15 protein-coding genes and 2 pseudogenes are annotated in these 25,752 nt (G+C 42.9%); 8 read left to right on the top strand and 9 right to left on the bottom strand.

The features are described from left to right. The first annotated feature begins 457 nt into the window (after positions 1-457). A complete protein-coding gene (locus ACYRY3_RS19200; protein ID WP_460203204.1) occupies positions 458-1,150 on the top strand; it encodes a hypothetical protein in 693 nt (230 codons plus the stop codon). A gap of 710 nt (positions 1,151-1,860) precedes the next feature. On the opposite strand, the gene ACYRY3_RS19205 is transcribed toward ACYRY3_RS19200, so the two are convergent. Then, the gene (locus ACYRY3_RS19205) at positions 1,861-2,280 is read right to left on the bottom strand and encodes a restriction endonuclease subunit S (RefSeq protein WP_460203227.1); all 420 of its coding nucleotides are present in this window, start codon (positions 2,278-2,280) and stop codon (positions 1,861-1,863) included. A gap of 15 nt (positions 2,281-2,295) precedes the next feature. Continuing rightward, positions 2,296-2,787, bottom strand: coding sequence for a crossover junction endodeoxyribonuclease RuvC (gene ruvC / locus ACYRY3_RS19210; protein ID WP_460203206.1), 492 nt, complete (start codon positions 2,785-2,787; stop codon positions 2,296-2,298). A gap of 177 nt (positions 2,788-2,964) precedes the next feature. Here ruvC and ACYRY3_RS19215 point away from each other — a divergent pair, with 177 nt between their 5' ends. Continuing rightward, positions 2,965-4,323 (top strand): gluconeogenesis factor YvcK family protein, encoded by a 1,359-nt coding sequence (locus ACYRY3_RS19215; protein ID WP_460203228.1) that lies wholly within the window; start codon positions 2,965-2,967, stop codon positions 4,321-4,323. Positions 4,324-4,424: 101 nt separating this feature from the next. Next, a complete protein-coding gene (gene tsaE, locus ACYRY3_RS19220) occupies positions 4,425-4,892 on the top strand; it encodes a tRNA (adenosine(37)-N6)-threonylcarbamoyltransferase complex ATPase subunit type 1 TsaE (RefSeq protein ID WP_460203229.1) in 468 nt (155 codons plus the stop codon). Positions 4,893-4,986: 94 nt separating this feature from the next. Here tsaE and ACYRY3_RS19225 read toward each other — a convergent pair whose 3' ends face one another. Then, positions 4,987-5,118, bottom strand: coding sequence for a hypothetical protein (locus tag ACYRY3_RS19225; RefSeq protein WP_460203207.1), 132 nt, complete (start codon positions 5,116-5,118; stop codon positions 4,987-4,989). A 524-nt stretch (positions 5,119-5,642) separates the two neighbouring features. Next, a complete protein-coding gene (locus tag ACYRY3_RS19230) occupies positions 5,643-6,965 on the bottom strand; it encodes a dihydroorotase (protein ID WP_460203208.1) in 1,323 nt (440 codons plus the stop codon). A gap of 383 nt (positions 6,966-7,348) precedes the next feature. Between ACYRY3_RS19230 and ACYRY3_RS19235 the strand changes: the two are divergent. The 3 genes and pseudogenes from ACYRY3_RS19235 to ACYRY3_RS19245 all read left to right on the top strand — a co-directional run. Continuing rightward, positions 7,349-7,897 (top strand): annotated as a pseudogene (locus ACYRY3_RS19235) (Hsp70 family protein); the annotation flags it as partial. 297 nt (positions 7,898-8,194) lie between these two features. After that, on the top strand, positions 8,195-9,310 hold the full coding sequence (locus tag ACYRY3_RS19240) for a hypothetical protein (protein WP_460203209.1): 1,116 nt from the start codon (positions 8,195-8,197) through the stop codon (positions 9,308-9,310). Between the two features lie 173 nt (positions 9,311-9,483). After that, entirely contained in the window at positions 9,484-10,143 is a 660-nt protein-coding gene (locus ACYRY3_RS19245; protein WP_460203210.1) for an acetoacetate decarboxylase family protein, read from the top strand. Positions 10,144-10,346: 203 nt separating this feature from the next. Here the strand turns inward: ACYRY3_RS19245 and ACYRY3_RS19250 are convergent, their stop codons facing one another. The 5 genes and pseudogenes from ACYRY3_RS19250 to ACYRY3_RS19270 form a co-directional block, all read right to left on the bottom strand. Further along, entirely contained in the window at positions 10,347-11,393 is a 1,047-nt protein-coding gene (locus ACYRY3_RS19250) for a glycosyltransferase family 4 protein (protein WP_460203211.1), read from the bottom strand. A gap of 36 nt (positions 11,394-11,429) precedes the next feature. Then, entirely contained in the window at positions 11,430-14,669 is a 3,240-nt protein-coding gene (locus ACYRY3_RS19255) for a N,N-dimethylformamidase beta subunit family domain-containing protein (protein WP_460203212.1), read from the bottom strand. A gap of 121 nt (positions 14,670-14,790) precedes the next feature. Then, positions 14,791-19,332, bottom strand: a complete 4,542-nt coding sequence (locus ACYRY3_RS19260) for a DUF4082 domain-containing protein (RefSeq protein ID WP_460203213.1) — start codon at positions 19,330-19,332, stop codon at positions 14,791-14,793. Between the two features lie 618 nt (positions 19,333-19,950). Continuing rightward, positions 19,951-20,280 (bottom strand): annotated as a pseudogene (locus tag ACYRY3_RS19265) (LbetaH domain-containing protein); the annotation flags it as partial. Positions 20,281-20,449: 169 nt separating this feature from the next. After that, entirely contained in the window at positions 20,450-20,731 is a 282-nt protein-coding gene (locus tag ACYRY3_RS19270) for a hypothetical protein (protein WP_460203214.1), read from the bottom strand. Positions 20,732-21,218: 487 nt separating this feature from the next. On the opposite strand from ACYRY3_RS19270, the gene glgX reads away from it, so the two are divergent. Both glgX and ACYRY3_RS19280 read left to right on the top strand, forming a co-directional pair. Next, positions 21,219-23,339, top strand: a complete 2,121-nt coding sequence (gene glgX / locus ACYRY3_RS19275; protein WP_460203216.1) for a glycogen debranching protein GlgX — start codon at positions 21,219-21,221, stop codon at positions 23,337-23,339. 37 nt (positions 23,340-23,376) lie between these two features. Then, a complete protein-coding gene (locus tag ACYRY3_RS19280; RefSeq protein ID WP_460203217.1) occupies positions 23,377-25,551 on the top strand; it encodes an AGE family epimerase/isomerase in 2,175 nt (724 codons plus the stop codon). The last annotated feature ends 201 nt before the right edge of the window (positions 25,552-25,752 follow it).

Here is a 25,752-nt window from a genome sequence, read left to right on the forward strand (position 1 = left end):
AAGCATTTGACGGAGGATGAAATTTAAATCACCTCAGATCTTGCCCGTGAACAGAAACGCGATCACCAATTCCAATTTCAACCTAGAATCGCTGGTTTTAACAGAGCCGTTGCCACTGACGTTATTCGAGGTAAAGCACCAGGTCCACTGCTGTACCCATTAACCAAAGCAAAGCAGATTATTACTAGGCGGATGAGCGAGCAGGGGGTACTCAAAGCGTTGCGAAGAAGAGGTGAAACTGCTGGAGTTGAACCATTTGGGGTCTAGCCGGGATACCTGCAAAATCGGACACGCTGCAAAGAATTATTACAATGATTGTTCTCTTGGTTTTATAAGTTGCTCATAAATGATGTAGGAACAATCAAATTTTTACACGGTAAAATCAACTCTTCACCGGATTTCATATTTTTTACCACAATCAAATGGAACTCTAGCAAGTGGAGCAGTTTTAGGAGCATTGGCTGGACTAATTCTTGGACCAGCGATGGGATATTTTAAGAGAGTACATGAGAATGATATAAAAGCACATAAGCAAGTTGAATTTTCTCTTGAAGAAGCAATTAAATTTCTGTTTCCAAGTTTACTTGTTGGAATAAAATTAGGTTTAAGTATATTAGGTTACTGTTTGATATTTATGCCAGTTATTTATAACAGTAATGTTAAAACAGCCCTGATTTTTGGACTGATTGCTGGACTCTTTTTTGGAACGGTTGTTGCAATCAGTCTGGCAATAGGTAATGGTTTAATAGATAGAGCAATAGAGAACATTGGAAAGCCAAATCAAGGTATTTGGAATTCACGAGATCAAGCTCTTATCATTGCAGTAGTTAGCGCAATGCTATTTGGAATAATTTATGTGCTAATTCTCCTAATGAGTCAGAAGACGAATATCATGTTTTTGATTACTGGATCGTGTTTTGCGGTAATCACAGGGATAGTTACTGCAATTGCACATACTAGTGGTACATCCTGTTATCAGCATTTTGTCTTGCGATTCATTCTTGAAAGAGACAATGATATACCCAAGAATTATGCAGATTTTCTTGATTACACTACTGTTCTTGCCTTTTTACAAAAAATAGGTGGTGGTTATATCTTTAATGAATCATTACGCGATCATTTTGCAAAGCTAGAACTAAATCAAGAGTAGAATCGGTAGCCTGCCGAGTTCCTGTGCTACTAACTCCTAGTTTTGATGTTCTACTAAAGGCACAAAGCGCTTAGTGTCATCATCTCTACAAGCACTGATGACAATCCCGATTACCGAGGCAAACCGTTAGTCGTGGGTGGGTCACTCAAGAAGGGTTAAATTAAGCACAATTAATCTCAATTGAGAATAAAGATTTTTTCAACAACAAATTATTTGCAACCATTAGCGGACAATAGAACCCACATTCCGCACCCTGACTGTCACTAGTTCATTAGTACTTAAGCAATTGTTGGTAAATAGTATTTATGAACTATAACTGGAAATAGTATTTTAAGGCTTAACGTCATCTAAATCTACAATGAAAAACCAGCTTGGTAAATCTATAAACAATCCAACGATGCGATGGGCATTTCAATGTTTTCAATCTATACATTTAGTAAAATTAAATGGTGTAAGAGCAATTTGAAATATGAATTCACATAGAGAATATATTTTGAGCTTTCTGCCTTCTAATTGTCGCTACTATTATCAATGTTGAGCTAAATAATCAGCAAGAACTTATTTATAAATGCATTTATAAACGCTATTAATTAAGTTTAATAGTCAAAGTTTTTTTAACTTTTCATCAAAATTCCATAAGTTAAATGCAGAAATTAGCGTAGTCACAATAAGTTTTTATCTATCAATCTCTAGTGGATATTTATTGCACCTTATTGAGAATCGCCCATTTCATGGATAGTCAGTAAAAAATCTGACATCATACGCAATGGAAGTCTGATTTTACTCTTTTTGTAAAGAACAATACTCCGTAAAAACCCCTCTGTGACAGTTAGGGTGCGGAATGTGGGTTTAAAAGCTTTATCTAAGATAGAAGGTAGTAACGCATCAAGTTTTTTCATTGCTTCTTCTCTCAGTCTTTTCATTGTATCTACTTCGGTTTTGAGTTTATTGAGGTGGGTGACGATGCGGAGTTGCTCGGGGAGAGGCGGAATTGGAATCTTAAAATTTAAAAGCTTTGGTGTTTCTAACTTTCGTGTATCGTGTGTAGATTTTTCTACTAACTCTAAAAGAGAATCATTGACAGCCCAAAGAACACAGCATAAAAACTCTGGTGTAATCTTTTCATTTATTGTTTGCGATCGAACCTAAAGCTGAAACCAAGCCGTTAGCGCCACAGCCAAAGCATCGGCTGCGTCATCGGGACGGGGGATGTAGTCTAAATTCAACTCATGGGCCACTGCTGCTTGAACCTCTTGTTTCTCTGCATTACCGTACCCCGTCAGCGCTTGTTTGATTTGGGCGGGTGTATACTCCACAATCGGTAGGCGATGCTGTGCTAAAACTAACATTACTACACCCCGTGCTTGCGCCACAAGTATCGTATTTGCCATACGATAGAAAAAGAATTTCTCAATAGCTACCAATTCAGGTTTATATTCTTCTATCAGGGTGTGCAGATCGTCGTGTATAGTACACAGCCTTTGTCCTAACTCCTTACCGGCTGGAGTACTGATGACACCAAAATCCAGTAAATTTACTGTCTCAAGTTTTCCCTGAGTTTGATTTTTTTGGCATATAATCGCGCCAAATCCCAAATTCGCCAGCCCTGGATCTAGCCCTAAAATTCGCTGTTCCATTCACTTGTTGTTTCTCTATACCCAGAGGAATAATAAGTCGGCACACTGGCAACTTTGACTACTCTGTTTTGGTCTAATGGGATGGCAAAATGTCATAATTCCACATTCGGGGAAAAACCAGGTGGTGTACATTTTCTGTTATTCATTGTTGTTAGTAGCACTGCTCCTTTTAGTGGTATGTCAATTGGTTTTCTCAGACAAGCCCTCAACGCCCTGCAACAGCAATCGCGCCGTCGCACTTCCCATCGGGTTAATCAGTGGTTTAAGTGGTTGTCCCCTGGGCTATCGGTAAAACGATGGTTGCTCATCAGCGTGGGGGGTGTATTGCTAGCAAGCTTGGGGCTTGCAATTTGGATTAGGCTGACACCAATTTTTTGGGCAATTGAATTAATCAGGAGCTTTCTGGGAACAATTACCAACATTGTACCTTACTACATCAGCGGTCCTATGGTGATGTTGGCTGGTTTACTGTTGCTTCTCTGGGGGCACACCAGAACGGTCGGTTCAATTACTGAGGTTCTTAGACCAGAAGGCGATGAAGAACTTGTTGATGTCTTGCTAGCTCATCGTCGATTATACCGAGGACCAAAAATTGTCACAATTGGTGGGGGTACAGGTCTTTCTACATTGCTTCGGGGGCTCAAGGTTTACAGCGCTAACATTACCGCTATTGTCACTGTTGCCGATGATGGCGGTTCTTCCGGACGGTTACGTCGGGAAATTGGTGTTCTTCCACCAGGGGACATTCGCAACTGTTTGGCTGCACTGGCTGATGAAGAAAAATTATTAACAGAACTCTTTCAATACCGTTTTAAAGCGGGGGACGGGTTAACGGGTCACAGTTTTGGTAATTTGTTTTTAACCGCACTTAGTGATATTACTGGCGATCTCGAACGCGCTATAGCCGCTAGTTCCAAAGTTCTAGCTATTCGCGGACAAGTTTTGCCTGCAACTCTCAGTGATGTTCGCCTTTGGGCAGAATTGTCTGATGGTCGTCGTATTGAAGGAGAATCTAACATTACCGCAGCCGGAGGTAATATTATCAAAATTGGCTGTACTCCCGATCGCCCTCCTGCGTTGCCGGCTGTTATTAAGGCAATTAAAGAAGCTGACTATATTATTATGGGACCCGGTAGTCTTTTCACCAGTGTCATTCCCAATCTGCTAGTACCGGAAATTGCTGACGCGATCGCGGCTTCTGAAGCACCCCGTATTTATGTCTGTAACATTATGACTCAGCCTGGGGAAACCCAAGGTTACACTGTTGCCGATCATATTAGAGCGATCGATGCTGCTTGTGGAAAGCCTTTATTTAATGCAGTACTGGTACATAAAAAGTCTCCCTCTCCTCGCGCACTCGTCCGTTATGCCCAACAAAACTCTCATCCCGTTTTTCTCGATCGCGAAGAGGTGACAAAGTTAGGGCGGCGCATTGTTCCGGCAAATGTGATGCATGAAGATGACACAGGTTGCGTGCGCCACAATCCCCAGCGGCTAGCAAAAGTTTTATGGCGCTGGTACAGTGGAGTACATTAAAAATAGGTCAGTCATTGGTCTTTTGTGCTTTGTCCTTCGCCCTTTGTACTTGACAAATGACCAATGATTCATGACACATGACCAATGACTCATGACAAATGATTAAAATTTTTTTGGCAGATGCAACGGCAACACGAAAGCTAGGTCTCGCGTTCGGTCAATCGCTCCACGCTGGTAGTGTCATTTTACTTCAGGGTGATTTAGGTGCTGGCAAAACAACCTTGGTGCAAGGTCTTGGTGAAGGGTTGGGCATCACCGAATCTATTGTCAGCCCGACTTTTACCCTGATTAATGAGTATGCAGAAGGGCGATTGCCTCTTTACCACCTTGATTTATATCGTTTAGAACCAAAAGAAGTCGCTGCCTTAAACCTGGAAACCTATTGGGAAGGTATTGAGGTCAACCCAGGAATTATGGCGATCGAGTGGGCTGAACGGATGCCCTACAAGCCAGATAGCTATTTGATGGTGTATCTGACTCATGGACATGAGGGCACTCGTCAAGTCGAAATCACACCGTACAATTTCATAATAAGCGAAGCAGTATTAAGGGAAGTCGCTAATTTGTAATTCGTAATTCGTAATTGAGTTGTTTGTTTCAAATTCCGCGAATTACCAATTAGCTTTGTTTTGCAATTCCATACTCTTACGTGTGGAAAAGCAATCAAACAGCTTCTGAGATCGTGACAACCCAAGCAACGCCATTGTGCTCCCAAGTTCCACTACTCACACTTCTACGCTGGTGGATTCTGCCACTTCCACGCTCATTGTTATAATTTAATAGCATTGTCATCATTGTTACTAAGTATATTTTGCAATTTTTCTCCACAAGTAGATATTTCAGCAGTACTAATACTGGCTGATTCCTTTACCTATGTAAACAAATACTCAGTACATTGTCATCAAGATTTGATGAAGTGTAGATAAATTAGCAGTATTTATCAGCAAAAGTGAACAGTGAACAGTTTTTTAAGAGGATTCTCTGATAAGTAATTTTTCTCGCCCCGATCCGAGCATGATAGTGATTCTTGAAGAAATGTAAAGACGATCTGGCGCGTCTCTACAAGCGGTTGTACGTGATGCATAATTAATTTCCGGCAATGTCTCATACAAATATAGGGACGCAATACCTTGCATCCCTACAATTTGGTGTGTTTGATACAACTTAGAAAATATGGATGGTGGGCAGTGCCCACCCTACGAAACTTAGAAAATATGGATGGTGGGCAGTGCCCACCCTACAAACTACAAACTACAAACTTTGCAAAGGACAAAGGACAAAGGACAAATGACAAAGGACAAATGACAAAGGACCAATAACTAACGACCAAATGTCAAAGCCCGACCCCGTACCTCTGTGTTTAACTTGCCTTTTTCATAAACAATCTGACCGCCTACAATAGTCATCACGGGCCAACCTGTGAGATTCCAACCCTCAAAAGGACTCCAACCACACTTGCTTAATAGTTCTTCGCGGCGTACTGGGCGGTAAGTGTTTAAATCGACAAGGACTAAATCAGCATCATAACCGGGTGCGATCGCTCCTTTGTTAGGAATAGAATATCCTTGAGCCACGGCGTGGGACATCCAGTTTGCCACTTGACCAAGGGTACATTTTCCTTCCATTGCTGCTGTCAGGATTAAAGGAAGGGAAGTTTCTACTCCAGGCATTCCAGAGGGAGTGTTGGGGTATTCTCGCGATTTTTCCTCTAAGGTATGTGGTGCGTGGTCTGTGGCAATAAAATCAATGACACCGTCTCTTAAGGCTTGCCAAAGAACTTCATTATCGTGGTGCGATCGCAAAGGCGGATTCATTTGTGCTAAGGTACCTATCTTGGCGTAGGCATCTGTATTTAATAATAAATGCTGGGGTGTTACCTCTGCTGTCACCCAACTGGGTTTATCCTGACGCAGCAAGTCTGCTTCTTCTGCTGTTGACATATGCAGAATATGCAAGCGCCGTTGATATTTTTTAGAAAGTTTTAATGCTTGCTGAGTTGCCAGTAGGGCTGCCTGATTATCCTGAATTTGGGAATGCACTGCGGGGTCGTGAATTCCAGCAAATTCTGCGCGTCGCTGCTGGATTCTTGCTTGGTCTTCTGCGTGAACGGCTATTAAACGGTCTCCTTTGGCAAATATCGCTTCTAATGCAGCATCTTGGTCAACCAGTAATGAACCGTGCATCGATCCCATGAAAATCTTGATTCCTGGTGTCGGCTTTGCCAACAGCAAATCTGGCAAGTTGTCTGCCGTTGCCCCAATAAAAAAGCCATAATTAACCAAACACTTTTGAGATGCCCGTTGTAACTTGTCATCAAGGGCGTACTGGCTAATAGTTGGAGGACGCGTGTTTGGCATTTCTAAAAAGGAAGTTACTCCCCCTTTAGCACAAGCACAACTGGCGGTGAATAAGTCTTCCTTATGTTCGAGTCCCGGTTCACGAAAATGCACTTGGGGATCGATAACTCCTGGCAACAAAGTTAACCCTTGTGCGTCAATTTCTTTCGTCGGAGTTGCGTTAGTAATGTCCGGTGCAATTTCAACTATTGTGCGAGCGCTCGTCAGCACATCCGCAACAACCAATTCACCAGTGGGGAGGACGATGCGGGCATGACGAATCAGCAAACTTGTAGGAAATGACATGGGTTAACTGTGTTATAACAAGAGCTAAACATGACATATTACCATTTATATAGGTTAAACTTGTTTGGGTCGCGAGCGGGAGTCTTGTGTTGTTTGCTACAAAAAAGTTCATTTTTCTTAAACTAACAGTCAACTATTTATGAAGGCACAGAGCAACAGAGCTAGTTCAAACTTCTTTTAATTAGAGATTACTAAATTAAAGATTTGGTGCGGGGGGGGGTATTGACCTGCGTTTAGGCAAGGAAGGCAAGCTAACCCGTCTGGACTCTGCCTCCTGCATTGTGCCTTTTTGTAAAGTTAAGATAAACATATACAACATCCCTGCTCCGACAACTCACTCACCAGCTTTTTAAGCTATCACTCTAGTAATTTCATGCAAAAGTATTCCCCCAGCACCACGTGGTGTACCCCAAATTGAAGTGATCTTTGATATTGACGCTAACGGTATCTTGAACGTTACTGCCAAAGACAAAGGTACTGGTAAGGAGCAGTCCATCAGTATTACTGGTGCTTCTACCTTGGATAAAGCCGAAGTTGAGCGCATGGTCAATGAAGCTGAGAGAAACGCTTCGACTGACAAAGAACGTCGTGAAAAAATTGACCGTAAAAACCAAGCTGATTCCTTGTCATACCAAGCAGAGAAGCAGTTACAAGAATTGGGTGACAAAGTTCCGGCTGCTGACAAGACCAAAGTTGAAGGTTTAATCAAAGACCTGCGAGATGCAGTCTCTAAGGAAGACGATGAGCAAATCAAGAAGGTCATGCCCGAACTGCAACAAGCACTCTTCGCAATTGGTAGCAACATCTATCAACAAGCTGGTGGCGGTGCTAACCCTGGTGCCGGTCCTTCTGACCCCTCTGATGGCGGCAGCGCTTCCTCAGCTGGTGGCGGTGATGATGTAATTGATGCTGATTTCACTGAATCTAAGTAGTTTTTCTTGTGTAGGGCTGCTGCCCTACTTACAATAAAAATGCTCATCCAAGAATCACTCTGGATGGGCATTTATTTTTTTTCACCAATTTATTTTATCGGTAAATACGCAATCCTACTGACCTTGGCTTTGAGTACGATTGTCCCAATAAATATATTGCTCTATTTTGTCTGCTCGGCAATTGCATATTTTATGTATTTATAAAGAAATTCATACAAAAATTCACAAGGTTTTAATAGCAAAATCTATTAAAAAATGGGAACACTATATATTAACAGCTAAGAGTTTGCGCTCTAGATGAACATACAAATAAATATGCGGCAGTGGTTTCCAGTTATAAGATGGTGGTTTTGGATTGCCATAACACTATCTTTTCCAATTGGGGCAGCGGGATGGGGACTCGTTCAATTACTACAGTTGCCAGAACTTCCTAACTGTTTATCTGAATCGAGTCAGGCTTCTTCCGCCTCGGTTTTCTATTGTGCTCAAGCGATCGCAGATGAACAAGATGCAGATAAATTGTATAAAGCAATAGAATTAGCCAACAGCCTACCTGAAGATCATCCACAACACGAAATGGCTGAACAACTTGTAGACAAATGGTCGCAGACAATACTGCGATTGGGTGAAAATGCCTTTCAACAGGGTGACATCGATAAGGCAGTTGACCTTGTCAAAGGAATTCCAACGAACGTTCCCAGCTATAAGTTAGTAGATAACAGAATTATACAATGGAAATCTGTATGGTCAAAAGCCTCGGAAATTTACGTAAATGCTGTAGCTAAACTGGAACAAGATGACCGAGATAATTCCTTTGCAGCATTGGCTACAGCCCGAGGTTTACTGAAAGTAGGTAACGATTACTGGGCAACAACAAAGTATCAAGAATTGGTAGCTCAAATTCAGGACGTGAAAGAGCAAAATGAAGAACGAGAGGCTAAGGAGGAAAAATACCGCCAAACGATAGCCAAAAAAGAGCCGGAGACGATAGAAAATTGGGACAAAGAGCAAGAAGCGCAAGATATCGCTTATCTGGAAAAAGCGCGTACCCTAGCAAATTCTGCCAAAGTTGAAGATATGATAGATGCCATTAGTGAAGCTAGTATGGTAAGTTATGGTCGGCACTATCAGGATGCACAAAAACTTATTGCCGTTATCAGACAAAATATAGACATTGCTGATGACCGTTCCTCTCTCGAACAAGCTAAAAAACTAGCAAGTCATAATGACTTACCATCTTTACAAATGGCAATTAATGAAGCAAGTTTAATTACAGAGGGACGTCCTCTTTATAAGGAAGCCAACGAGCACATTGCCAAGTGGAATGAGAAAGTCTTAAAGCTTCAATCTCAAACTCAGCCTAACCATATAACAGCAGGCAGCGAACAATTATCAGTGAACAGCGAACAGTGAATAGTTCTCAGCTGCCAGTCATAATTAATGTAGGGTGGGCAGTGCCCACTTTCCTGTATCGTTGGTGAGTCATGCCCACCCTACTAATGTTTTTACACCTTTTGACACATAACTTATGACTTTCTTACTGGCTATCGTAGTACTTGATAATTGGTAACTGAAAACTAAGTCAAATGGCATACCCACAAGCACCCTGGATACTTCAAGGCTACGCTATTGTAACAGGGCATTTAATAGATATTGACCGAGTGCGTCACCTCATACCAAAGGAGTTAGAAATTATTTCCGTGTTGCCCGGTAAAACCCTTGGTGGTCTGTACGTATCCTATTACGGTCAAGGGTCAGTGTTGGAGTATGGTGAGTTAATTGTTATTCCTGCCCTTGTGGGTTATCGAGGAACAATTGGTGGCTGGGTTTCCCATATATACGTAGACAACCCCGATTCAGTTGCTGGGGGTCGGGAAATTTGGGGATTACCTAAGGAAATAGCTGAGTTTACTTGGGAAAAAGGAGAACGGATTACCGTCCGCCAAGGAAGCCGGACATTATGCAGTCTGAATTACAAAAAACCATTTTTTGCTTGGCAACAGTGGTTAGGGGCATCAAGTTTCAGCGCCAAAAATTCTGATTTGCTTTGCTTCTCTGCTGACGTGGAATCGCGTATGGGGTTTATTGGTTCTAAGTTAGAAATCCCCGCTGAAAGCACTTTTTCTGAGATAAATTTAGGACAACCTTTCTCAACTGTTTGTGCCGAAAAAATGAGTTTGAGAGTTCGTGGACCTGAAGTTATTGGTCAACGAGAAATGGAGTACAGCTATCAGGAAGTTGGTTGATGGTGTTGTAGAGGTGGCATTGAGCCGAGATGGCGAGCGCTTATGTATCAAGCGATCGATACAATGGACTGGATTGACCTTCTCCCCACAACTAAAGTTGGGGGAAACACTTGGAAGGTAAAGATGAGCGGACAAGAATCTCATTAACAAATATGCTAAAGTTGGCATATTTTTAGAGCTTAAAGTCAAATGAACCGTTGTTCCTAGGATTGGCGAGAGTGCTTCCAGACTTTCCAGCTGTTGTATGTAAGTAAAGAAGTAGCACCACAAGCAAAAGGAATGCCACTTGGTATACCCGCAATAACCAATGCCAAACTCCCAACCCACAAGGTTAAAGAGTAAATAAATAAAACTGTTCTTCTGTGGGATAGCCCTGCCCGTAGCAGTCTGTGGTGTAAATGGCTTTTATCTGCAATAAAAGGTGATTTGCCCCGGAGAATTCGCAGCAGAATCACTGCGGACATATCTATAATTGGAACTGCCAGAATGAGAAAAGGTGATAGCACTGCAGTTACAGCAGCCGTTTTAACCAGACCAACTACACTCACTGCTGCTAGGGTAAATCCCATAAAATAAGCACCCCCATCTCCCATAAAGATTTGTGCGGGGTTGAAATTATAACGGAGGAAACCTAATGCTGCACCAGCAAGGGATGCAGCTATTAGGGCTGCTTCGGGTTGCTTCATAAATAACGCCACAACCAACAAAACGACAGCCGCAATTCCCGATACTCCAGCCGCTAAACCATCTAAACCGTCAATCCAGTTAATTGCATTGACCATTCCCACAAGCCACAGAATTGTAATGGGCAAACTCAACCAACCCAGGTGAACTAGCCCACCTGTAGGAATGCTCAAAAAATCTATACTTACACCTGCTTTCCATGCACCTGTCGCTACAAGTATTTGTATCAACAGGCGTGTCATGGGAGATAGATTTAACAAATCGTCTGCTAAGCCAATCAGAAAAAAGCCCACACCACCGAGGGTAACTCCCAAGATTTGCCATTCTTTTTCAGCTGACAAATTTCCAAATCCACTTAATCCCCAAACAATGAACAGGGAGGCAATAGTACCTGCGAAGATAGAAACTCCTCCTAAGCGCACCATCGGACGTTGATGGACTTTACGTTCATTCGGTTTATCTACTTGTCCGCTTTTGATGCCAAGGTTTTTAACATCAGGAGTTGTCCAGAGAACAACTACAGCAGCAACAAGAAAAGCAGTCAAATGATAAATTTGAGCAGACATTTGTAGATTCTCCTTTTAGAAAATTGGTTACACATTTTAATTAGCGGTAAATACAACATCAACCCAGTAATTAGAAGACAGGTAGCTGGAAGTGGGGAAGGTAGGAGTGGCGCTATAGTTGTAGATACCGTTAGATCCACTGTCACCGTTACGCAGTGCATATAAAGGCGGGCTATTTACTCCAGAATTTGTAAAGAAGTTCTCATCTTTAGAGTAGAAGCCGACATTAGTGTGGTAAGACGCTATGTAAACGGTATTGGCAGTAATTGCTACAGGAGTTGCAAAGTTGACTTGCTGCCAGCCGGAGGCAGTTTCGTTAGTAAAAGTTGCCCTCGCTAACTGCTGACCATTGCTGGTCCATAGGGTGCCAACGTGAGTTCCTGTATTTTGCGGTCCTTTGTAAAAGCGAAGCCCTGTAATGTATCCACTGACACTTGAGCGGAACTTCACACCCAATTCTACTGCCTGGGGATCGTTTGTGGTTACTAAACTAGGAACCGCCGTATTATTCCAAATACTTGTTGATGATGTGTTGCTTGTGGTAAATGACCAAGTCTTATTCTGTACCAAGGCATTGCCTGCCTGGTCTTTTACTCTTGGAGCGGTACTGCCCCCTTTAACAGTAGCAGTATAGGTTGTGGAAGTTGTCAGGGCACTATTTGGTGTAAGTGTAGCAGTGAGGTTTGCTGCATCATAGGTGATGGTGGCAGATACGAGTGTGTTGTTGGCATTGCTTAACTCAAAGGTGTTGCTGTTAATTGTGGCTGTATCCATCACTTCGCTAAAAGTAGCGGTGATGGTTGTACTGGGGCTGACACCAGTTGTGCTGTTATCAGGAGTGGTTGTTGTTACTGTTGGTGGGGTCGTGTCGGGATCGAGATTGGTCGTAAAGACTACGTCTACCCAATAGTTACTGGATTGGTAGGTGTTGGTGGGGAAGGCAGGGTTATTGCGATAGACGTACACACCGTTGGCACCACTCTCACCATTACGGAGTGCGTACAAGGGTGAACTATTCACACCCAAATTGGTAAAGAAATTTTCGTTCTTAGAGTATTTACCAACATTAGTGTGGTATGAGGCTACATAAACGGTGTTAGCAGTAATCTGTACTGGAGTCGCAAAGTTGACCTGTTGCCAACCTGAAGATGTTTCGTTGCTGAATGTCGCCCTCGCTAACTGTTGTCCAGAACTGCTCCATAAAGTACCAATGTGAGTTCCTGTATTTTGCGGTCCTTTGTAGAACCGAATGCCAGTGATGTAGCCATTCCGATCTGCACGGAATTTTACACCCAGTTCTGCTGCGTTTGAGTCCTGAGTTGTTATTAAACCGGGAGTTACGGAATTGTTCCAGATACTACACGGACAAGTACGTTCGCTGACAACGATCGCCATTTCTGTTGCAGGTGTTTGGATATTGCCGCTATCATCAATAGCACGGCTTTTAATGGTGACTGTGCCTACCGTTGTGGGTGTCCACGTGTAGCTCCAGTCAGCGCGACCATTTGCTGGATGCCATGTTGTTCCACCATCAACCGACACTTCAACACCACCAACAACACCACCTGTGTCGCTTGCGATACCAGTTATAACTACGGAATTATTAACCTGCACCGTCGTGCTTGCAGTTGGTGAGGTAATCGTTGAGGTAGGAGCCGTATTGTCAAAGCCAGCAGTTGCTAATTGCAAATTGGACTGGAGAGATGCGGGTTGTACACCCATATCAGCAAAGAGGTTAACGGTTGCTTGCTGCATACGCACATCTGGTGTTGCACCTGATGGTACGCGATCGTGATTGACATCCAAACCCCAAGACCATTGCACTGTTCCAGAACCAAACACTAAGGCACCACTGCTGTGTTTGTAAAGTGTCAAGTGGTGTGTAGCTGTACCGGGCGCAAAAGTGGCTCCGTAATCTTGAAGGACAGGGGCATTGTTTACAGTCCTTGTAGACATCCGAATCAAGCCTGAGGGTCGAAAGCCATTGTCTATATCTTCATCCCATTCGTAACCCAATGTGCTATCTGCTAGTGTGGCAGTAGTTCCTGGCGCAAGGTTTGCAACACTAGTATTGCGCCAGAAACGCATTTTGCCGTCTTCTGCTGGTACTTGAATCGCTGTGGTTGCTCCATCGTTGACTGTGAAGAGGGTACCTGTTACGGCGTTTTCCGGGCGACCGCCATCTTTTGGTGGGCTAAAGCGGGGGTCACGCCAAGTTCCAGTCCAAGTTGTTGGTTCTGGATCGATCTCAGCATTGGCTTTGGTCTCTTTGTAACAAACTAATGTGTGATAAGGTGTGTTAGACCCATCAATGCTGTTTTCCCAACGAGTTTTCCAATAAATCTCGTTACCACTGAAGAAGGCTAGATGAACACCTGTATTTCGGGCAGCTTCCACTTTACTACGCTGCTCACCAGACCAATACTCGTCGTGACCAACCGATAGGAAAACTTTATGATTGCGGATGAGGTCGCCAAAGCGATCGCTATCCACACCTGTAAAATAGCTAACATCATATCCGTTAGCCTCCAACCAACGCACCATTGGGTATTCAGCGTTGAATAACCAATCTTGACCGTTATCAACTATACGTGTATTGAAGGGACGATTGTAACTGACTTTGTATGCTCGACCTGCTGGCGAGCCTACATAGAGACTATTGTCACCGTAGTTGTTATATGCTTGCCAGGTTGTATCGGAAGTTTGAAAAAGTAAATCAGAAGTGCTGGAATCATCTCGGACAATGAAGACTATGTGGCTGGCTCCACTAGTATCAGTACGCACTGCCTTGGCAAAGTAAATTCCCGACGTGGCATCTGCTGGAACATTCCATGATGCAGATACCCCCCAATTGCCACAATCAATCAGCCCAGTGGTTGTGTCATTGATGCAGTTTGGCTGGCTGGGAGTCTGGTTTTGCGGTACGTTAACTGTTGCTACTTTACGAGCACCTCGACCGCCGTAGTACCCCATACGATAGATATCAAGGCGATAACTTGGAGCAGTGGTTTTGATTTTGAAGGAAACAGTTTGCCCTCGGTTAACACTAATGTCAGTGGCAAATCCTTGAATGGTTGAGTCCCCAATGCCGCTAATATCCCACTCAGATGCAGGATTACCAGCTTGACAGTTTTCAGCAACAATTGAGTTAGCAGGGGAAGTGCAGGGATCTGCAGCCAGCACTTTTTGCATTGGCAGGCGATCGCTCACATTCAGTTGTAATACAACTAGAATTGCAAGCACCATCAGCAGTATGTTATTACCCAGCTTCTTCATTAAGAGTTAGCCTCCTTTGCGGAGAAGTTGCAAGTATTAAAAGCATTTGTATATCTGACTGTTTATAGATAAATGGCTGAATGTAGAGACGTTGTGTATAACGCCTCCACATTGTTAACGACTAGTTGGGAGTGAACACAACATCCACCCAATAGTTACTTGACTCATAAGCGGAATTAGGGAAAATAGGGCTTGCACTGTATCTATAAATACCATTGCTACCACTTTCACCATTACTAAGCGCATACAAGGGTGGGTTATTGACACCGGAACTGGTAAAGTAATTCTCATCTTTAGAGTAGTAACCCACAGTCGTATGGTAGGACGCCACGTAAACTGTATTTGCCGTAATTGCTACAGGAGTTGCAAAACTGACTTGTTGCCACCCAGAGGTAGTTTCATTGGTAAAGGTTGCCCTAGCTAATTGCTGACCGCTGCTGCTCCACAGGGTGGCAACGTGAGTTCCCGTATTTTGCGGTCCTTTGTAGAAGCGGATACCAGTGATAGAGCCATTCACGTTTGCACGGAACTTCACACCCAGTTCCACTGCATTTGAGTCATTTGTCGTCACAATAGCAGGAGTTGCCGTGCTATTCCAGATACTAGATGATGATGCCGTACCTGTCGTAAATGACCATGTATAGTTTTGCGCTAAAGCGTTGCCTGCTTGGTCTTTCACCCGTGGGTCTGTGCTACCACCTTTGATTCTCGCAGTATAGGTGGTGGAAGTTGCTAATTGACTGCTGGGTGTGAGAGTGGCAGTGCGGGTTGTAGCATCATAAGTAACAGTGGCAGATACCAGTGTATTATTCGCATCATACAACTCAAATGTACTGGTGTTGATTGTGCCTGCATCCATCCCTTCGCTGAAAGTGGCGGTGACGGCTGTACTCGTGCTGACACCAGTTGCACTGTTGTTAGGAGTTGTTGCACTGACTGATGGTGGCGTAGTGTCAGGCGCAAGACTGGTGGTAAATACTACGTCTACCCAGTAGTTACTAGATTTGTAGGAGCTGGTAGGGAACGTAGGGTTAGCATTGTAGATGTATACCCCATTGCCGCCATTCACCCCGTTTGCTAAAGCACGCAGGGGAAGGTTATTAACTCCAGAATTCGCAAAGAAATTTTGATCGGCTGCATATCGACCAACGTTGGTGTGGTAAGACGCTACGTAGACGGTATTGGCTGTAATCTCAACTGGAGTAGCAAAGTTGACTTGCTGCCAACCTGACGATGTTTCGTTGCTGAATGTTGCCCTCGCTAGTTGCTGCCCGGTACTGCTCCAGAGAGTGCCAACGTGAGTCCCCGTGTTGCCACTACTCTTGTAGAAGCGGATACCAGTTATATAACCATTCAAATCCGAGCGGAACTTGACGCCCACTTCGACAGCACTGGAATCTGCTTCTGATGGATTTGTTGGTGTTGCCGAATTATTCCATATGGTACACGGTTGGTCGGGAGCACAGGGTAAATTTCCTGTAGTGAATGACCATGTGTAATTAGTAGCTAACGCATTGCCTGCCAAATCCGTGATACGCGGATCTGTTGTCCCGCCTTTGAGAGTGGCAGTATAGGTTGTATTTCCAGCTAATAAGTTTGTTGGTGTCAGTGTTGCGGTGCGGTTTGTCTCGTTATAGGTGACTGTTGCACTCACCACTGCGTTTGCTGGGTTGCGTAATTCAAAAGTGTTGGTGTTGATTGTTGCTGTGTCGATCGCTTCGCTGAAAGTGGCAGTCACACTCGTCCCAATTGCCACGTTTGTCGCGCTATTGTTGGGCGATGTTGAAGTGACCGTTGGAGACACAGTATCTGCTGAGTATGTGGCAACGTATGAACCTGTGTCGCCTGGAAACTTTGCATAGACAATGCCTTTGATTGTTTCTGTTGTATAGCTTACTGGAGTGCCATTACGTGTAATCGAGTTGAGGGGCGCACCGCCAACTTGATTTGGTAACATTGCCTGCAAACCATTTGCACCCGTTCCCTTGGTAATGGTAAAGCTCAAAGTGCTGTTGTTCCAGACTAATGAACCAAAGGAGGAACTATTTCGACCATCAAGCCAAGTTAGTATCTGACGAGCGGAGACAATAGATACGCCACGAGTTTTGGCAGAGTCAACAACTGCATCAGACACTGATGAGTTGACGGTATCGGTATGGGCGTTAACATTGAACACACCGTAATATCCCTCTGTCCCAAGCGCTCGATCTAACAGAGTATTGACAGTATATGGGTATGACTGTCCCGACTCATCGGTCATCTGAGTGTTTGCCTGATAGACGTCGAAAATTGTTCCATCAGTCTCGGCTAAACGCATAGGCATACCGCTACCGGTGAAAAATCCCGGACGGTCAACAACCCACGAAGGCGGCCAATAATAATAGGTGGTGTTAAGCCGTATCCCTTTGTTCTGTTCTACTTGTGCCAAGCTATCCCAGTCACTCCATACTAAGCAATGCAGCCTTCCAGTTGATGGCGCGGGTACACTTGGGAACTTTGTGCTAAAGTCACTGAGTTCGTTGGTGTAAAAAGTGTTTATTGAAGTAGATGTGAAATCCGAACAGTTGGTATTTGTGTGTAAGGAAATTTCAAAGCCTTCTGCTTCGTAGGCAGCTGCTTCAGCATTAGTCAAGGGCATACTGGGAGTGGGATAGACATATGAAGTTCCTCGAATGCACTCCCAATTCTCTACAGAACAACCAGGGGGACTATTTGCTTTAAACTGCTCAAAACGTCCTCCTGTTCCACCATTTGCATGATCGTCCCCAGTCATCAGTACAACCGCTTTTTTGCCGTTGGGCAAATACCAGAAGCGTGGTAGCGGTTTTTTAGAAAGATTCATCGTGATGATGAGGTTTGCCAGTAAACGCTGTTGCTCATCTGCTTGAGGTATGGCAACTCTGTTGAGGTCAATCCAGTCTGTCTGGGAACCTCCAAAGAACATATCATCGGAGCGAATCGGGGAAAATCCATCACGCTCTTGTCCTGCCCAAGCAGGGTTTCCTTGACGGGTGTAGACGATTGAACGTGCTAAGTCGTAGGTGAATGCAGCTGCCTTTCCACCATTGCTACCAACATTACGTAGTGTGACAGCTGGGTTAGAAGTTGATGTTGTCGCATTTGTGTAAAGTGTAGCAACGCTGGTAGCACCGTTTAAAGTATAGCGATCGGCAGATCCGTGGAATTGAATAGTCTGGTTAACAATTCCATTGCCGGGGGCTTTTGAGGTGTCTACAAGCAAATATCCTTCTGAGAGAGTGTTTCCTGTATCTGTTAACCCAAACAGGCTAGCAAGTTGCTTGTCAGGATGCATGGCGATCAGATTGCCACCACTGTTTACCCAGTCACTGAACATTGTCACCTGCCCGGAGGTGAGACCCATATCGGCAAGGATAACAACATCATAGGCGGCAAGGGTTGCTGGCGAAACTGATGAAATGTTGCTAATATTGAAGTAGTTTAAACCTTCATTTCGTAGAATTTCAGCGTAGTAATCACCAAAGGGGTTGGAAGAACTAGTTACGATGAGGATAGGTCCACCTGGTGGTGATGGCAGCGACGCCATCAATGTCTTGCCCGAAAATCTTGTACTCGCTTTATTGATTAAAGGTTGGGATTTTTGAATTTTTTGGATTTTTTCTTTGTTTTGCTGTCTTTGACTTTGAGCAGGTACTTGAATGGTTTGTTTCTGTTGACCTTTGAGTATGTCCCACAGAACGATCGCACCTCCATCATCTCCACTGGCTAAGATATCACCATTTGTGGGGTTAAAGGCAAGTCCGCGAATTGACTTGTTACCTTGAAGCGTACCAAGTGGTGTACCGCTTGGTATATTCCATAAGAAAATTTTGCCGTCGTTATCCCCTCCAGCTAAAACGACTCCACTTGCGTTGAAAGCTACTGCCCTGATTCGTTTGGTGGGTCCTTTAAGAATCTGATTCAAAGTACCACTTTCCACATCCCACAGTCGGATAGTGCCATCATTACTAGCACTAGCCAACAGTGTTCCATTTGGGCTGAAAGCAACGGAAGTTACACCATCTGTGTGACCGAGCAGCACTTTGCGTTTTTTACCCGTTTCTAAGTCCCATAAGATAATTGTTGTGTCTTCACTTCCACTCGCTACAGTCTTTCCATCGGGACTTACGGTAACACTGTTGACAAAGCCATCATGCCCTTCGAGAACCTCCAGCAGTTTGCCAGATTGTGTGTCCCATACATCAACTCGGGTATCCTCGGCTCCAGTTACTAAAATCCTTCCATCCTGGCTCACGGCAATGGTTCTAGGTGGGTTTTCGTGTGCTTGCAGAATGTTAGTTTCTTCTCCCGTGTCTGGCTTCCATAACCGAGCTACGCTATCTCTGCCCACACTGCCTAAGATATTACTTTGTGGATTGAAGGCAACTCCGGTGACGGGAGTATTTAGGTGTCCTGGTAGGGTTCTTTTTTCTTTTCCAGTCTGTGGGTCAAATATTAAGATTCGACCATCCTGAATTCCACTCGCTAAGTTGGCTCCATCCTGACTAAACGCGATCGCTGTTACGCTAATAGCATTCTCCGACGATGTTTTCTGCGCCAGGGTATAGCCATTTATCTGACCAAAGAAGAGTACTAGCAGTAAACTACAGCAGAAAAGGGATAAGTACTTTAAATGTCTCCTCATGGTTCCATGTCCTTATCAATCCTTACTTTTTGTTATATGAAATGTTGAAAATCAAGACTAATGGGTTATCAATATCAGTAAAAATTGCTAGCTTCACGAGCTAAATATGTAGCAGGAAAGCAGCGATCGCTACTCATCGCTTAACCCTAGCAGGCAGTTTTCCCTTCGTTGCAAAAAGACAATATGTAAAACTGTTTATTAGAAACACACCAATTGTTTTATGGCAGGACAACCCATCCTATTAGCTACAACGGGAACTCCAAGGGACAGTGTTTTTTGCAATGTGTTGGCTTTACAAGACAATCTAATGACCACCTAAGAATGATTTTAAAATACAATTATTTAAATTTAATTAAAGTCTTGACTTAATATATTTAAAATTCTAGTAAAACGAGCGCATATCTTCCGAAGGTTTCCATTTCTTATGATTATTTTAATGATAATAATTACATTTTTGCTGTTTCTATAGAAATGCGATCGTCATTATTTGTTTGATATAAATTAATAAGTTTTGATAAATAATGTGCGATCGCCCAATGCCAAGCTACCCCCTTTCTTAATTGACAGAATCTAAAATCAGGAAGGGGGTATTTTATTTTTAACTTGAACCGTGTAGAGTTAATATCGAGTTGGATTCCAACTTTCTAAGGTTGGGCTTTCTAGCTTTCTTTGCTTAATCAGTTGAGCGGGGTTACCTGCATAAACTGACATTGGTTCTAAGGAACGCCCAGTCACCCCGCCAAGAGCTAATACGGCTCCCCGTCCAACGGTGACTCCCGGTCCAATTGTTGACTTGGCTGCAATCCAGCTACCTTCTTGAATATAGATGGGAGCAGTTATCAGTTTAAAATCCGGATGGCTCCAGTTATGATTGCCGGTACACAGGTAGACGCCTTGAGAAAGACAAACATGGCTTTCGATAGTGACATGAGCTAAGTTATCAATCCAAGCGACTTAATATTGAACGCTTAGCACCCCTTGCACGTAGTTGTGGTTTTGACATTCAAATTTCCAGGTGCAAGATGTGAGGTATGAGCCTCAATTCATTTAATTTCTTGATGCTCATACTTCGGGGCTACCTGCCTCCCGCGTATTTAAGGTGTGCTACCGCTTGGAGTCACAGCCTCGTAGTTCGCTTAATCTCCTCAATTGCCGTATCAGATAGTGAAGCAGTTGCTGGCGGTGCATAAGAGTGCATTGGCTCTGGGACAATGGTGGAACTAGCATCCACTGCGTCAGAGTCGTTAATTGATAAGTTTGACTTATTGCTATTTTCTGCCGTGCCGTTGGAAGAAGAGTTTTTAAAATGCTGGTCAAGGTCGGTTTGATCGGAGAAGAAAATCGGAGCTGAAATTAATAAATTATTTAAATCATTGTTAAAATTATAGAACTTATGCATTGACAAAAAGAGTGATATGTGCATTGACCTATATCAAAATTTAAAATGCGATCGCGAATCAGTAGAGGCAATGAAATGGCAGATAATACTTAATGTTGGGTAGATTTAGTTAAAATATCTGTCCTAAGGAATGACTTTGATGCTCTTTATTTTTTATTTATAAACACCCTCCAAGTCCTCTGGTGCTACCCATTCAATCAGAACGCAAGGCTGAACACGGTACGTATCACAAATCTTTAATGTTGCTCCCAAAGAAGAAGGACTCACTTCCAAATATAATTCCTTGCATCTACATTTATATTTTATTAATATTTAATCAAATTAGCTAAAACCCGTTGTGGTTCTAAATAGATGATTCCAGATACGACTTTAGACATTTATATATTAGTAGATTTACATTGAAAATGACTGAAATTATCCTATAAAGTTTCAGTTTTTAAGGTGAAAGTGTAATTCAGAAAAATTTGTGAATATACAGGAGATGAAGATGGTTGTAATAATATCCAAGCATCAAAGTGAAGTAGCTGGATATAAATATCAAGTAGAACCAGGAAATTATCGTCCTTTGGGTTCCCTTCCAGATGAAAATGGAGTCAATTTTTCAATTTTTTCAGAGCATGCTACATTTGTTGAGTTATTACTGTTTGATAAGCATGATGATTTGGAACCTATACAAATTATTGAATTAGATCCAAAAATTAATAAGACATTCCACTTTTGGCATACATATGTCAAGGGATTGAAACCAGGTGCGGCTTATGCATATCGAATTGATGGACCTCAGAATTTACATGGAGCAGGACATCGCTTCAATAGAAATAAAGTACTCATTGACCCCTATTCTAAAAGCAATAGCAATGTTCTTTGGAACCGTGTAGATGCTGTAGGACCGCAAGACAACCTGTCTACCTCAATGCGTAGCGTGGTCATCGACATCTCGGATTATGATTGGGAGGGTGACCGTCCTCTTAATCGACCAATGAGTGAAACGATTATTTATGAGGTACACGTTGGTGGATTTACTAAATCACCTACTTCAGCTTGTAAATACGGTGGTACTTTCTACGGAATTATTGAGAAAATTCCTTATTTAAAGGAGTTAGGAATTACAGCAGTTGAACTGTTGCCAATATTTGATTTTGATGAAAAGAGTGTTGTCCGAGAGGTTAATGGTAAGGTACTAAAAGACTACTGGGGATACAACCCCCATAGCTTCTTTGCTCCTGAGGTCTCGTATTGCGCGTCTCCTACTGCAAGAAGCCCGATTAGAGAGTTTCGGGACATGGTTAAGGCATTGCATAAAGCAGGGATTGAAGTCATTTTGGATGTGGTTTTTAATCACACTGATGAAGGTAATCATTTAGGACCAACTTTTAACTTCAAGGGAATCGACAATAGCATTTACTATCACCTCGTACCCTTTGATAAGCAGTACTACATGGATTACTCCGGATGTGGAAATACTCTCAACTGCAATCACCCTATGGTGCATAAGCTGATAGTGGATTGTCTGAAATTCTGGGTTAAGGAGATGCATGTTGATGGTTTCCGGTTTGATGAAGGTGCTATCCTATCTCGGGGACAAGATGGACAACCAATGGCACATCCACCACTCATTTGGCACATTGAAACATCTGAACTCCTTGCAGAAAGCAAAATCATTACTGAGGCTTGGGATGCTGCTGGGCTTTATCAAATTGGCAAGTTTCCTGGATATCGTTACGCGGAATGGAATGGACATTTCCGAGACGACATTCGGCGTTTTGTGAAAGGCGATCCAGGACTGATTGGAGCAGTCGCTTCACGTATTGCTGGAAGTGCCGATCTCTACGAATATCACGCGCATTTACCAACCAATAGTATAAATTTCATTACTTGTCATGATGGATTTACCCTTAATGATTTAGTCTCTTATAATGACAAGCACAATGAAGCCAATGGGGAAGATAATCGAGATGGTATTAATGACAATTTGAGTTGGAATTGTGGCGTAGAAGGAGAAACTGACAATCCAGAAATTAATGTATTGCGTCGGCAACAAATTAAAAACTTTGCGTCTATTCTCTTGCTCTCTCAAGGTGTGCCTATGATTCTGGCAGGGGATGAAGTGAGACATACGCAAAAAGGTAATAATAATGCTTACTGTCAAGATAATGAAATAAGTTGGTTTGATTGGAACCTTTTGGAGAAAAACTCAGACATATTTAGGTTCTTCAAACTGATGGTAAATTTCCGGAAGTCTTATTGCAAAGCTGCCTTACGCCGCCACCATTTCTTCAGTGGTGAAGTTAATGAACGCGGTTTAGCAGATATTTCTTGGCATGGTTGTCAGTTATTTAGCCCTGGTTGGGGTGATCCTAATGCCAGATGCCTTGCATTTACCTTGGCAGGGTTTAACGGAGCAGTAGATATTCATGTCATGCTCAATATGTACTGGGAAGACCTCAACTTTGAACTGCCTTTTCTTATGGATAGAGAATGGTACAGAGTTGTAGACACTGCAGAGCCTTCTCCTATGGATATTAAGGAACCGGGTGAAGAAATTTTGTTTTCAGATGCAGTTTACCCTGTTAAAGCTCGTAGCGTTGTCGTGTTAATTTCCAAATAATTTCCAGGGAAGTCATTTATACTTGGGTGTCAGTTTTATGAGTCATTTGGGTTTTTCATTCTCGGATTTGATTGCGGGTTATATCACCGATTTTGATCCACAAAAGGGAGGTTTAGGAACTTTTAGTCTTACAACAACAGACCAAAGGCAATTTGAGGTCGCACTGACTTCAATGACCTCTGCAGAGTTAGTACGCAATCTGGGGGAGCCTTACTACGACTGTACTAGCCTCATTGGATCTATGCTGGTTCCACATCGCTATGTTTTTGTGTATGGCATTTTCTATCCTGAGACAAATTCATACAAGTTTGAAGCAAAGCATATAGCGTTTCTCGGTCGGACAGAAAGTGATTATCTTTTTGAAAAACCAGATTGGTGGGTCAATCAAATACGCAACCTTGCCAATTTTTACATGAAAGCGCAGTTTGAAGATGGCGAAATTGACTATCGGAAATATCGTACAGGTATAGGCTTGATTGGGACAAAGGATGGAAGTAATCGTCAAGAAACCGATACTATTTCGCGCTTAGTTTACGGTTTTGCCACAGCTTATATGCTGACTGGAGACGATCGCTATCTAGAAGCGGCTGAGAAAGGAACGGAATACCTACGCGAACATATGCGCTTTGTTGATGAGGGCGAAGGAATTTGTTATTGGTATCATGCAGTTGATGTGAAGCCAGATAACAGCGAGCAGAAAATATTTGCTTCAGAATTTGGCGATGATTACGATGCTATCCCCGCGTATGAGCAGATTTATGCGCTAGCTGGTCCGACTCAGACTTATAGAGTCACGGGTGACCCGCAAATCCTAAGTGACATTGAGTTAACTGTCAATCTATTTAACCGCTATTTTCTGGATAAAACGGATAAGGGGGGGTTTTTCTCACACATCGATCCGATTACTCTAAGCCCTTACTCTGAGAATTTGGGGCACAACCGTGCGAAAAAGAACTGGAACTCGGTAGGAGATCATGCTCCAGCCTATCTGATAAATCTTTGGTTGGCAACTGGGAAAGATGAATATGCCGATTTACTTGAGTACACTTTTGACATTATTGAGAAGTATTTCCCGGACGATGAGCATAGCCCATTTGTCCAAGAGCGGTTTTATGAGGATTGGAGCCACGATACTACATGGGGATGGCAACAGAATCGAGCCGTTGTGGGTCATAACCTTAAAATTGCTTGGAATATAATACGTATGTACCATATAAAGCCCAAAGAAAAGTATGTGGCTTTAGCAGAAAAGATTGCAAAAATCATGCCTGGAGTTGGTAACGACCAGCAGCGTGGAGGATGGTATGACGTGTTAGAGCGTGTTTTAGAACCAGGGCAAGAAGTACACCGCTTTGTTTGGCATGACCGTAAGGCTTGGTGGCAGCAAGAACAGGCTATCTTGGCTTACTTAATACTAGCTGGGTCATTAAGTAATTCTGAATATCAACGTTTGGCTCGTGAAGCGGCAGCTTTTTATAATGCATGGTTTTTGGATCATGACGCAGGGGGTGTTTACTTTAATGTTTTGGCGAATGGGCTTCCTTATTTATTAGGAAACTTAGAGCGCGGTAAAGGTAGTCATTCAATGAGTGGTTATCACACATTTGAGTTAGCTTATTTAGCGACAGTTTATACAAACCTGCTTATTACCAAAGAGCCAATGGATTTATACTTTAAGCCAAAACCAGGCGGTTTTAAAGATAATATTTTGCGGGTTGCACCAGATCTTCTTGTCCCTGGTAGTGTGCTCATTGGCGAAGTGTGGATTAATGGACAACCATATTTTGACTTTGATGCTGAAAATCTAACCGTCAAGTTGCCTACTGCTCAGGAGGAATTAAAAGTTCAAGTGAGAGTTCTCCCAACTCAGTTGTCTTCTCACGCAACTTTACTGGATGTTACTAAGGATACTGTTAAGATATCCTTAGCCGGTTTACTTGATGTAAATGCTGTACGACTGTTTGAGAGAGAATTGGAAAAAGCAACAACTCAGCCAATTAAACGCCTTGTTTTGTTGCTGTACAATTTGAAATGTGTGTCTAGTGATGGTTTGCGAGCTTTCATTTTCAAGAAGCAAAAGCTAGGTGCTGATATTGAAATTTATTTGGTTGGCGCGTCCGAGCGAATAAAGCATATCTTGAAAATGAGTGGATTTTGCGAGGGTGTTGTTTTGTTGGATAACCACGAAACTATCGAAATGGCAAGAGCATAAATTCTGTTGCCAAAATTTCTTTGAGCGTTTCCCTACCTTTTGTGACTCCAACAATTCGTGTCTTGCACGCCCGCCGTGAACTTAAAGTTCCGGCTGAAAGCCTAAACTCGTTAAGAAGGGTTGAAATCTTTATTTAGTAAACATTTTAGTTAGTTTTAACTGGCTTGAGCTTTTAGCCCAAAATTTTTTCAGGGCGGATTA

It is taken from the genome of Scytonema sp. NUACC21, from assembly GCF_054684315.1.